Annotated in this window: 13 protein-coding genes; 7 read left to right on the forward strand and 6 right to left on the reverse strand. The window is 62.3% G+C overall.

Annotated elements, in window-relative coordinates; translation table 11 throughout:
* Positions 1-183: FAD-dependent oxidoreductase (locus VII69_10945; protein HEY5095624.1), on the reverse strand; the 183-nt coding region annotated here is incomplete at its 3' end.
* A gap of 77 nt (positions 184-260) precedes the next feature.
* Between VII69_10945 and VII69_10950 the strand changes: the two genes are divergently transcribed.
* A complete protein-coding gene (locus tag VII69_10950) occupies positions 261-575 on the forward strand; it encodes a hypothetical protein (GenBank protein ID HEY5095625.1) in 315 nt (104 codons plus the stop codon).
* Between the two features lie 106 nt (positions 576-681).
* Here the strand turns inward: VII69_10950 and nadA are convergent, their stop codons facing one another.
* Positions 682-1,644: a quinolinate synthase NadA gene (gene nadA, locus VII69_10955; protein HEY5095626.1), complete on the reverse strand. Its 963-nt coding sequence runs from the start codon at positions 1,642-1,644 to the stop codon at positions 682-684.
* Positions 1,645-1,829: 185 nt separating this feature from the next.
* Between nadA and VII69_10960 the strand changes: the two genes are divergently transcribed.
* Complete coding sequence (locus VII69_10960) at positions 1,830-2,618, forward strand: phosphodiesterase (GenBank protein HEY5095627.1); 789 nt, start codon at positions 1,830-1,832, stop codon at positions 2,616-2,618.
* On the opposite strand, the gene dacB is transcribed toward VII69_10960, so the two are convergent.
* Positions 2,593-4,122 carry a D-alanyl-D-alanine carboxypeptidase/D-alanyl-D-alanine-endopeptidase gene (dacB, locus tag VII69_10965; GenBank protein HEY5095628.1) on the reverse strand — a complete coding sequence of 510 codons (1,530 nt, stop codon included), beginning with the start codon at positions 4,120-4,122 and terminating at the stop codon, positions 2,593-2,595. The genes VII69_10960 and dacB overlap by 26 nt on opposite strands.
* On the reverse strand, positions 4,112-5,416 hold the full coding sequence (locus tag VII69_10970) for an MFS transporter (protein HEY5095629.1): 1,305 nt from the start codon (positions 5,414-5,416) through the stop codon (positions 4,112-4,114). Before VII69_10970 ends, dacB begins: the two co-directional genes overlap by 11 nt.
* A 97-nt stretch (positions 5,417-5,513) precedes the next feature.
* Here VII69_10970 and VII69_10975 point away from each other — a divergent pair, with 97 nt between their 5' ends.
* The 5 genes from VII69_10975 (at position 5,514) to VII69_10995 (ending at position 9,535) form a co-directional block, all read left to right on the forward strand.
* Positions 5,514-6,059, forward strand: a complete 546-nt coding sequence (locus VII69_10975) for a GNAT family N-acetyltransferase (GenBank protein ID HEY5095630.1) — start codon at positions 5,514-5,516, stop codon at positions 6,057-6,059.
* Positions 6,060-6,157: 98 nt separating this feature from the next.
* Positions 6,158-6,598: a hypothetical protein gene (locus tag VII69_10980; protein ID HEY5095631.1), complete on the forward strand. Its 441-nt coding sequence runs from the start codon at positions 6,158-6,160 to the stop codon at positions 6,596-6,598.
* Positions 6,599-6,664: 66 nt separating this feature from the next.
* The gene (locus VII69_10985; GenBank protein ID HEY5095632.1) at positions 6,665-7,117 is read left to right on the forward strand and encodes a GAF domain-containing protein; all 453 of its coding nucleotides are present in this window, start codon (positions 6,665-6,667) and stop codon (positions 7,115-7,117) included.
* Positions 7,118-7,210: 93 nt separating this feature from the next.
* Positions 7,211-8,299 carry a succinylglutamate desuccinylase/aspartoacylase family protein gene (locus tag VII69_10990; protein ID HEY5095633.1) on the forward strand — a complete coding sequence of 363 codons (1,089 nt, stop codon included), beginning with the start codon at positions 7,211-7,213 and terminating at the stop codon, positions 8,297-8,299.
* 90 nt (positions 8,300-8,389) lie between these two features.
* Entirely contained in the window at positions 8,390-9,535 is a 1,146-nt protein-coding gene (locus VII69_10995) for a glycoside hydrolase family 125 protein (protein ID HEY5095634.1), read from the forward strand.
* A 48-nt stretch (positions 9,536-9,583) separates the two neighbouring features.
* Here the strand turns inward: VII69_10995 and VII69_11000 are convergent, their stop codons facing one another.
* Together VII69_11000 and VII69_11005 are read right to left on the reverse strand one after the other, a co-directional pair.
* Complete coding sequence (locus tag VII69_11000) at positions 9,584-11,320, reverse strand: electron transfer flavoprotein-ubiquinone oxidoreductase (protein ID HEY5095635.1); 1,737 nt, start codon at positions 11,318-11,320, stop codon at positions 9,584-9,586.
* A 21-nt stretch (positions 11,321-11,341) separates the two neighbouring features.
* Positions 11,342-11,603: hypothetical protein (locus tag VII69_11005; GenBank protein ID HEY5095636.1), on the reverse strand; the 262-nt coding region annotated here is incomplete at its 5' end.

Below are 11,603 nucleotides of genomic sequence, written 5' to 3' on the forward strand. Positions count from 1 at the left end.
GGCGGGCGAATCTTCCTCAAGGTCCAGCGCCGCCGCCACGCCGCCTTGCGCCCATGCCGAGTTCGATTCGTCGATCGTGCCCTTGGTGGCGAGCGCGACCGACTTGCCTTGCGCGGCGCAGTGAAGCGCGAAGAGCAGCCCTGCGGCTCCAGAACCGATGACAAGAACGTCCGCGCGGATCATTGTTAGCTCATTTGCGGCGCTGCCTCAGACCGCCTGTGACAGGGCGGACCGCTCGGCCGGAAGAACGGCGCGCCTCTGTGCTTGGACGAAAAACGCTGACCGGCAGGCCGTGGCTGGACGCAGTCCTCGGCATCCTTCTCGCGGCGCTGATATTTCCGGTTTTGCTTGTCGCGGCGCTCTTGCCGCTTGGCATGACCGAGCCCGAATATGGCCGGGGCGTAGCCTGGGGAATCGGCGTGCCCGCACCGTTTGCCATTTGGTTTTTCGTCTCGCGCCGGTACCGCGGAATGAGCCTGTTCGGGTTGATATTCTGGCCGGCGCTCATGGTCTCGTGGGTGGCAGCGCTAGTGACGGGGACGATAGTCGGCCAGAACATGCGATTCGGATTCTAATGTAGGAGGGTGAGCAGCGCTCACCCATGGGCAAGCGATGCTTGCCCTCCTACAAATCGAAGGGGCAAGCGATGCTTGCCCTAGTACATATGCCCTCCTACAAAAGCTAGACGACGGCCATCATCCGCTCGATGCTGGTGCGCGCGCGCAGCATCGTGGCCGTGGGGATCTCGATTGGATTGCGCTCTTCTTCGAGGCACGCAAGCACTTTCTCGAGTTCGACGAATTTCATGTACGGACAATGCGGGCAAGGCGCGATCGAATAGAATCGCTTCTCGGGATGTTGTTCCTTCAACCGTAGGAGCAAACCTGACTCCGTCAATACGATAAATTCGCGATGATCGCTGCGCGCGGCGAAATCCATCAAGCCCTGCGTAGAGCCTACGAAATCGGCCATCTCCAGCACTTCCGGCGAGCACTCGGGATGTGCGAGAACCAGCGCATCGGGTGAGAGCTTCTTGCGCGCTTCGACCATTGACGGTCTGATGACGAAGTGCGTGGGACAGTAGCCATCCCACAGGATGAGCTTCTTGTCGGGAGTATGCTTTTGCACCCACGCGCCTAAGAACTTATCCGGCGCGAACAAAACTTCGCGATCGGGCAGCGACTGCACCACTGCGGCGGCGTTCGTGGAGGTGCAGCAGATATCCGATTCGGCCTTCACCTCGGCGAATGTGTTGACGTAACTCACCAGCGGACGGCCCGGATACTGGGCCTTGAACGCCCGCGCCTGATCGCCTGTGATCATGTCCGCCATGCCGCAGCCGGCTTTCATGTCGGGTAGCAAGACGAGCTTGTTCGGGCTCAGCAGCTTTGCGGTTTCGGCCATGAAGTGCACGCCGCAAAAAACGATGATGTCGGCCTTGGTTCGCGATGCCTCACGGCTCAGATTCAACGAATCGCCGATGAAGTCGGCGACTTCCTGGACTTCGCCGCGCTGGTAGATGTGCGCAAGTACGACTGCGTTCTTGGCAACAGCCAACTCGCGGATTCGCCGCTGCACGGCGAGAACTTCGGGTGTGATTTCGCGCGGTTGAGTGCCGTCGTCGGCGGGTAGCGCAAAGGCCATGAGAACGGTTCCTTTGTCGCCCGACTGTGGAAACGCCTCGTTTCGGTTCCCGGCGTTGGCGTCAAACGTCGCTTCGCCGGCGTCGATTTATCGTTTTATATGACGTCGGGAAAGTGTGATGCGGGTCGCTCTCATGCGACGTCCAAAGGAAAGGGCTCGCCCGCTCTCCGAACGGGAATCGTAAAGTGGAACGAAAACCGTATTTCATCCAGTTGTCCGATACACATCTCTTCGCCGACCCGGCCGCCCGGTTGTGGAACGTCGCACCCGACGCACGCTTGGACGCCGTCATCGATTCGCTTGCTTCCACGTCGCCCGATCCCGAATTTGTCATCGTCACGGGCGACTGCTCGGCCGACGGCAGCCCGGAATCGTATAGACGCCTGCGCGAGAAGATCGCACGTCTATCGGCCAACGTCTATTACATTCCGGGGAATCACGACGACTCACCGTTCATGGCGCGTTATCTCGCGGACCGGACCCTTGCGCGCTTCGAAAAGTTCACTCAAGTGTTCGACGCCTGCGGCTGGCGCTTCGTCTTGCTCGACAGTTCGGTGGCTGGCGAAGACGGCGGTTCGATCGGCAACGACCAACGCGACTGGCTGCGCTCGCAGTTGGCGCGCGACCCAAAAATGCCGACCGTCGTCGCGATGCACCACAATCCATTGCCCGTCGGATCGCGATGGCTTGACACGATGACGATCTCGGACGCCCCCGCGCTCCTGGCGGTGCTCGACACGGCCCCCCAGGTGAAACTCGTGATCTTCGGCCACGTACACCAAGAGTTCGAAGCCCGAAGAGGCTCGACTCTCTATACAAGCGCTCCGTCGACATTTTTCCAGTTTAAGCCGCGTTCGGCTGAATTCGGTCAAGACGAGTCGCGCAAACCAGGGGCGCGCATCGTGCGACTGGGCCACGAAGGCATCGCCGGCACGATCGTGCGCGTGGCTATGGAAGGTCGACGAGCGTCCTGACGATCACGTCCTGCGCCGCATGGGAAGGCGCCAGTGGCCCATCCGCATCGTTCATCATGATGGAGAACACCACGAGTCCGTGGTGTCTGGTGAACGCGTATCCCGAAAACGTGGAGACATGCCAGATGTACCCGTCTTTCGCCCAGACCCGGCCGACCGAGTCGGTTCCCACGAGATGGCGGCGCACCGTGCCGTCGATGCCGGGCCGGCCGAGCGAGTAGACGTACAAATCGCGATATGGCCCTTGCCACTCCCAACGCAAAATGGTCGTGATGTCGCGCGGCGTGATGCGATCACCCTCGGAGAGACCTGAGCCGTCGCCGTTGTCGATGCTTGCCGGATCCAACCCGAGACTCGCGATGAATTTCCGTTCTACGTCGGCGCCGCCGTCGAATGAGCCGCGCTGGTGAAACGCTGCGGTCGGCAGCGCTTTGAAGAGATGTTCGGCGATGAAGTTGTCGCTGGGCGGCATCATCGTCGTGATGAGCGCGGCGACGGTAGGCGACTCATGCGACCAGACCAGCGCCGCGTCCGGATACCGGGATGTGGCGGAAGCGGGAAGCGGCCCCCGGTCTTCGATATCGAGCGGACCGTCGTCGGGCGCGGCTCCCCGCGGCGTAGATCCGACGGCGACACCCGCCAATTGAAGCAGATCGCGGAGCGCGCCGACAGCAAACGCGGCAGAATCGTCGACCGCGCACTTGTACACGTCGGGTTTCGCGTCGACCGGAACGTGCCCGATGATCTGGATCTGGGTCGCGCCGGGAGAACGAAAGCAATCCGCGTCGTCTAGGCCGTGAGCCGGCGACGTGATCGCATGCGATACGACCGTCATCGCGCCCCCGCTGGCTTCGATCTGCGCGGCGACCGGCTCTCCAGCGGACTTGCCCGGCGTCACCGTGACGTCCGCCGTCCCTTCCTCGACAGCCAAAGCTTGAACCGGCGGTTGATAGTAGTAGGGGAAGTCATCCCACGCCCAGCCGCTGCCATAGCGCTGCCGGTCGAAAAACGATTCGTCCACGACGACCGAGCCGGTTATGGTTTGAATTCCATGCGCGGCGACCGCCATGGCGGCGGCGCGGAGATCGTTGCGCGTGAGCACGGGATCGCCGCCCCCGACGAAAACGAGGTCGCCGTCGAGCACGCCTTGATCCACGGCCCCCCGAGCGAAGAGCTGCGTGCGGAAGCGATAGCGCGGACCGAGATAGGCGAGCGCGCTCGCGGCGTCGAGCAATTTGAAGTTTGAGGCCGGCGCGAACTCTCCGTCGGGCTCGCGCGAGGCGAGCACGCGTCCCGTCGACGCCTGTACGATCGAGACGCCGATGCGCGCGCGACGAAGCGGCGTTGTAGCAGCCAGGCGGTCGATGAGGGAATGCATCGAAGCGATCTGTGCGCTTGTGAACGGATGAGACGGACTGATCGGCGGCGCGGGTGCGGCGGCAACGTGCACGGGGAAGCACAACATAGCGCCCAGCGCCGCCGAGATCGCGAACTTACGACACATCGGCAGTGGTCTTTTCTACGAGCAGCCGCTCGCCTGCCGGGGAAGTGAGACGTATCGGCTGGTCGTGCGGCCATGCGACCGCTGCGATGACTGCCGCAGTGCACACGACGGCGCCAATCGCAAGCGCGATGCCGGCTCCATAGGCTTGCGCGATCGCGCCGGCCTGCAGCGCCCCCAGCGGAGCAAGCCCGACGAGCACGGTGTTGTATAGTCCGAGAACGCGCCCGCGGACTTCGGTGCTCGACTCTATCTGCAATAGCGAAGCGAAGCGCACCGCGAATTGAACCATGCACAGTCCGAGCGCGCCAACGGCGATCGAGGAGCTGACGAGCGAATGCGTGGCGGAGAACACGATAAGCGAAATCGGAAACAGCAAGCCCGTGACGATGAGCGAGCGCAGGCTCGTGCGGGACCGTCCTGCCATCGTGAGCGACCCGAGGAGCGCGCCGATGCCGAGGCATGTCATGAGAATGCCGAGGGCGTGCGCGCCGCCGTGCAGCACGTATTTCGCGAATACCGGCATCAGTAGGATATAGTTGTAGCCGAAGATGCTGAACACGAGAAGGCCTGCGAACATACGCGCGAGCAGCGGGTGGGCAAGCGCATAGCTGACGCCCTGAACGATCTGGCGGCGGAGCGGCTCCGACCTGCGCGCGGCCCGGGCGGCAGCGGCGCCCGGGCCGATGCGGATCGCCCACAACGCCCAGACCACGAAGACGTAGGAGAGCGCGTTTGAAAAGAAGTTGATCGCTTCGCCGCTGCGCACGATGATCAGCGCCGCGATCGTCGGGCCGACGATCCTTGCAACGTTGAATATGACGGAGTTCAGCGCGGTCGCGTTGATGATGTCTTCGGGTCCGACAAGGTCGAAGAGCAGCGACTGACGCACGGGGACGTCGAACGAGCTCACGACGCCCGCGAAGAGCGCGAGCCAAAAGATCGGCCAAAACGATGCAGCATGCGTCCATACGAGCAATCCAAGACTTAGCGCTTGGAACGCGAGCAAGGTCTGCGTGATCATCGCGAAGCGCCGCTTGTCGATCCGGTCGGCGAGCGCGCCCGCCAGCAGCGAGAAGAAGAGCGCAGGCAGCGTCTCCATGGCAGTGATGACGCCGAGAAGAAACGGCGACGACGTCACGCGCAGGACGAGCCACCCGGCAGCGACGATCTGCATCCAGCCGCCCGTCAAAGAGATCACCATGCCGATGAAATACAGCCGGTAATTCCGGTGGCGAAGGGCGGCGAACGTCCGCGCGAGCACACCCGAGGCTATTCCGGCCGACCGCTTAGGCAAGGATAAAACTCCAGCACGGCCGCAAGTCGCAGACCGTGCGAGCGGCGTCGGAAATACGTGCATTTATGTGGGTGAGCGTTGCTCACCCTAATACAAGATGCGTCGCCGCGCGACCTCGGACGCACAGGTCCGCGCCAATAATTCTGAATCACAACAAGACGCGATGATCGTGAACATGCTGGTTGAACTCAGCTCTTCGTTTACGACCGAGACCGAAGCTGCTCTGCTTAGCGCTGCCGGGCTTTCGCTCGAACACCGGCAAGGCGCAGCGGATCGAGACATCGAGTGGATCCGAGAAGTCTTCGGTGGTGTATGGCATAGCGAATCCGCGTCGGGTTGGAACTGGTTCGCGCGCAGGTCCGATGGCCGGCCTGGGGGCTTTTGCGCGTACGGTCAACGCGGCCATCGATGGTGGTGGATCGAGCACTGGCTCGACCAGCCCGGCGTCGGGATTTTTGGGCCGATGGGTGTCGATCCGGCGTTGCGAGGCAAACAGATCGGCAGAATACTCGCGCGCCGCGCGCTTGAGTCGATGAGGGTCCAGGGCCTGACGAGGGCCGTCATCGCGGCCGTCGGGCCCGTCGAGTTCTACGAGCATTGCTGCGGCGCGACGGTCGTAGAACGTCTGAAACGCCCTATCTAAAGCCCTCGCGCCAAGCAGCCGATGTAAGTAACAAGGGGACGCGTGCCGCAGGACTGGCGCGCGCCGTCACGTCGCATTCCGCTGACAGGATAACGAGCGTGCCGAGATCTAGGCGTTGGACGACCGACCCGGTGGTCCAAGACACAAGCAATACCACGGGACGCACGCGCTGGGAACCCACCCTCGCGTTTCCCAAGAATGGCCCACATCGCGCGACGATAGGCGACCGCCTATTCGCCGAAGTCCATATCGATGTCAAGATGCAGCAGGACCGCGACACGGCCCGTGAATTCGACACGACCGGGGCGCGCGCGCCGATGCCGTTCATCGAAAGCGTTGTCTACGACTACATGGGCGTGGATGCCGCCGGAACGTTGATCCTGCGCGAAACGTCGCGCCAAGGCGAACGCATCGAGCGTTCGATCCTGCACGTTCGATTAAAACCAAATGGGCCGACCAAGCTTCGCCTGCCATCGGGTGCCGTCAGCATCGAGATCGACGACGAGCAGGTCGCCGTCATCACCTGGCTAGGAACTTAAGCACTGATAGAACGCCGCAGCCAACCAGTCGAAGACGAACGCCGCCACGGCGAGGCTCTTGCGGCATTGGCCCGGCTATTGGCCGGCGAGCGCGAACGTTCCGATCTGATCCGCGAATTCTGCTCGATGATCGCGCGCGCGCGAAGGTACGCGGTCGTGTTGGTCGGCTGCGGCGAGCCGGACGGACGAGTTTCCCTGGTCGGCTCCGCGGGCGACGCAGAGGCCTATCTCACCGGCATCGAAATGCGTTGGGATGACCGGCGAGAAGGTGGCGGCCCGGTCGGCAGGGCGATCCGGCGCGGAGAGACGAGCGTCACCAAAATCGGAGAAGCCTCATTTGCGCCGTGGCGCGATCGCGCGCGGCGGTTCGGCATCCGGTGCGTCGTCGCACTGCCGATCATCACAGCGCGCGACGTCAGGTACGCGCTCGCGGTGTTCTCCACAGATGCCCGCCAAGTATGGGGCCACGATCTCACGATCTTAAAGCAACTCGCCGCCGATGTCGCCGTCGCACTTTAGGCCGATTCATGTCGGCGATGCCGAAGGTCCGGTTCGTTCTCGCGCGAACAGCGCAACGCGCGGCCCGTACGTGTGTCGCGAAGAGGAGAACGCGTGGCCAGCAAGGCGCTGACAGTTGGGACTTGCATCGCGGCACCCGGAACGACCACATACGGCACGTTTGAAGGCGTGCCACTTCCGTCCGGGGGCTTTGAACAGCTTCCGGTCGTCATCGTCGGCGGCAAGCGCGACGGCCCCACTTTTTGGCTCACTGCGAACATCCACGGCGACGAGGTGGCGGGCATACCGGTTCTCCACCGCTTGCTGCGAGACGATCTCAGCAAGAAGTTGCGCGGCACGCTCGTGGTCTTGCCGAGCCTCAATCCGGCAGGCCTACGCACTCGAAAGCGCCATCCGTACTACGATGACCGGGATCCGAATCGGACATTCCCGGGTCTGCGCCGCGCCGATGAGACGTCGCGCGAGCTGACCGTATTCGAGCGGCTGACCGCACGACTCTTCGATAGCATGAAGGAGAGCGCCGACTTCTATATCGACCTGCACTGCGCTTCGCTACTCTCTATACCGTTCAGCATTCGCGATCGCGTGCTGTACCGGCTCGAGTCCGACCGGCCGGCCGCTGAGGAACTCTCTCGTAAGCTCGACGAGATGGTGACCGCGTTTGGCTTCGGGGCGGTGGCGGAGTATTCGGCGCCTCAATACATCGGCAAAGAATTGCACCGCTCGACCACCGGCGCTGCGCTGCAAGAACTGCGGGTGCCTTCATTCACAGTGGAGCTCGGCGGCCATACGATCGCCATGGAAGCGAACGTTTCGGCAGCGGTGATCGGCCTTCGCAACGTCATTCGGTGGGCCGGCATGCTCGACGATCCGATTGAAGCCATGCCGGACTTGCCGATGCCGCCGGATAACCGCGTCCGACGGCGCGACGACGGACCGTATCCTTCGCACGCCGGCATCCTCGATTACACGGTCGCTGCAGGCGACCATGTGCTCGCGGGCGGCGTCGTCGCCGAGCTCCGCGACCTATGGGGACGGCCGGTCGGCGACGGAACGGTCGTCGCCGCGGCGGATTCTTGGATCATCGGCCTCGAGGACGGTATTTTGGCCTATCCCGGTGCCGCGATCGCTCATATCGGCCTCGTCGACGAAGGTTCCCTCGTCGAAGCGTGGCCAGCGTAACAGTTGATGGCACAGCGCAGTCTAACGTCCGAGACCTATCATAGGTATGCCGGTGCCAATATCCGGCGCCACGGAGCAGTCGGGGTCTGAATGCGCAAACTGATCATAGCGATAGCGGGGACATTCGCCCTCACCGTTGTCGCGGCCCATTCCTCGACCATCGCCGATCGTTATCATCGCGCGGGCGCGGTCAACAAGGCGTGTTTCTTCCGGGCTCCCGACCACACGACGTACGTCAGCACCGGCGACATCGACGCGATGTGGCTGCGCGATTCGAGCGTACAGGCGATGTCGCTCGTGAGCGACCGCGACTTGGTGCGCGGCGTGATCTTGCGGCAGGAACGCATGATCCGCTCGGATCCGTACGCCAATGCATTTCGCGAAGACTACATGGTGGCCGAGCGGAAGTTCGAGATCGACTCGCTTTGCTATCCGGTGAAGCTCGTGGAACGTTACGTCGCGCAGACCAACGACACCAGCATTTACGATGAATCGTATCACGCGACGCTGGTCCGCATCCTCAACACGCTGAACACCGAACAGCGCCACGCCGATAAGTCGCACTATCATCGCAACGAACAGCCGTCGGCTAACGGCACCGGCCTCATCTGGAGCGCCTACCGGCCGAGCGATGACGCCGTCAAATACAACTTCAACGTGCCGGAGAACGCGTTTGCCGCCGTCACCTTGCGTGACATGGCGCAGACGTTCACAACGGCTTACCACGACTCGGCGAACGCCAATCGGGCGCTGCTCATGGCGCAACGCGTTGAATCCGCCATCACCCGCCTCGCTGTGCTGCCGACCAGTCACGGTCGCATGTACGCCTACGAGATTGACGGCTTAGGCCACGCGAACTTCATGGACGACGCGAACATGCCGAGCCTGCTATCCATGCCTCTGACCGGCTTTGTCTACGACGACGCGGCGTACAAGAACACGCGCGCGTTCGTGCTCAGTCCGGCCAATCCGTATTACTATCATGGGCGCTACGCCGAAGGCGTCGGCAGTCCGCATACGCCGGCTAACTTTGTCTGGCCGATGAGTCTGGTCGTGCAATACCGCACGGCGGCGAACGAACCGGAGCGCGGCAGAGTCATCCGCGAGCTAGTGGACTCCGAATCTGGGGATGGGGTCCTGCACGAATCGTTCGACGTCAACGATCCCAAGCGCTACACGCGCGAACGGTTCGGCTGGGTCAACGCTCTCTTCGAACAAACCTTCGCCGACCGCTAAAATGTATCAGGGCAAGCATCGCTTGCCCTCCTACATATATTGAATTATTTACATATTAGTGTAGACCGGGCCGCCGCCGCCTTCGGGCGGAACCCAGTCGATGATCTGATATGGATCCATGATATCGCACGTCTTGCAGTGCACGCAATTCGCGAAGTTGATCTGCAGGCGCAGGCCCGAGTCCGCGAAGCCGTCTTTTTCTATCTTCGCTGCCCCGACGGCGGCCGGAATCATTTCGTAGACCGACGCAGGACAGAAGAACTGACAAGGATTTCCGAATTCTTGCGCGCAGCGGCTCGCGCAGACGTCGGTGTTCGAGACATGCAAGTGGCACGGCGCATTCTCTTCGTGGGTGGTGCCGCTCCGGTAGACGTCATCGAGTTTGCTAAAGGTGAGTTTCCCGTCGTACTTCGGACGCTCGAGACCGGGCACGTTGCGCCCGAAATAATCCGCGATCTTTTCCATTCGCTCGAACCCGGCTTCGTCAGGAAGCCGGTCCGCGACGCCGAACGCGCGCCCGCCTGTGATGGTGCCGAGCCCGACGTTGAGCATGCCGGCGATGAGCCCGCCCTTAAAGCCCTGGTGGAAATTGCGCGCCGCGAATAGCTCTTGTTTGAGCCAAGAGCCCTCGATGCGCGACTGAAAGCCGGCTAGCGACGTGGCCGAGTAGTCGCCTGCACACAACGCGTCGTAAATGGTCTCCGCGGCGAGCATGCCCGATTTGACTCCGGTATGAATCCCCTTGAGGCGCATCGGATTGAGCATACCTGCAGAATCGCCGACTATGAGTGCGCCGTCGACGAACGGCCGGGGCATCGCCCACCAGCCGCCTTCGGGAATAGCCTTGGCGCCATAGCGGATCATCGTGCCGCCCGAGAGCAGTTTCGCGACGCTTGGATGCGTTTTGAATTCTTGGAACTTGGCGTGCGGCTCAAGCCGCGGATTTCGATAGTCGAGCCCGACCACAAGACCGATATCCCAAATATCGCCGGCCATCGAATAGATGAAGCCGCCGCCGAACGTGCCGTTGTCGAGCGGAAAACCGGCGGTGTGAATCACCTGGCCCGGCGGCGTCGAACCGGCCGGCATCTGCCAAAGCTCCTTGATGCCGATCGAATACGTCTGCGGATTCTTGCCGGCAGTGAGGTCGAGTTTGCGATGGAGCTGCTTTGCAAGTGTGCCGCGCGGGCCTTCGCCGAGAACCGTCACTTTCGCAAGCAAATCGGCTCCGGGCTCGTAGTTCGGTTTCGGCTGACCATTCTTGTCCAAACCTTTGTCGCCGATTCGGACGCCCACGACCTTGTCGCCGTCGAACAGCAATTCTTGCCCGGGAAATTCTGCGAAGACTTGGACGCCGAGCGCTTCCGCTTTTTCGGCCATCCACTTCACGAGCTTGTTCAGACTGGCCACGTAGTTGCCGTGGTTGTTCATCATTGGCGGCGTGATGGGCGCTTTGAGATGCCCCGAACCGGTGAGCAGCCAAAACGCGTCGCTCGTGACCGGCCCCTCCACCGGACATCCCGCCGCAAGAAAGTCGCCGAACAGCTCTTTCATGCTGCGCGGATCCAGGACCGCGCCAGAGATGCCATGATCGCCGATAGCGCCGGCCTTGTCGATCACCACGATATTTTCCGTCGAAAGCTCGGGCCCAGGGCGCGTGCCCGCCTTTACGTCCGCGTTATGCTTGTTATAGAGCTCAGCCAGACGGATAGCGCCGCCCAGACTTGCCGGGCCGGCGCCGACGAACAATACATCGAGTTCAAGCGTGTCTCGTTCGCGCGGCATCGTCGTCGGTAACTCCTGAGACTAGAGCAGACCGGTCGTGGCCTGTGCGAGCGCGTTGTTGGCGGCGTTCACGGTGATCGTGTAGTTACCGCCGGGCAGCGACTTACCAGAGTACGGGATGATGAACGTGATCAACGACGCTGACGTCCGCGACGGAACCGAAACCGGTACAGCGATCGTGACCGGAGAACCTTTGGGCGGCGTCACGGTGAAGCTGTCGATCCCGACCTTGGTGCCGCTCGCGTTCACCAATCCGATCGTGCACTCGTAGTGCAGTCCCGAA

The organism is Candidatus Eremiobacteraceae bacterium, from assembly GCA_036511855.1.
Classification (GTDB): domain Bacteria; phylum Vulcanimicrobiota; class Vulcanimicrobiia; order Eremiobacterales; family Eremiobacteraceae; genus JABCYQ01.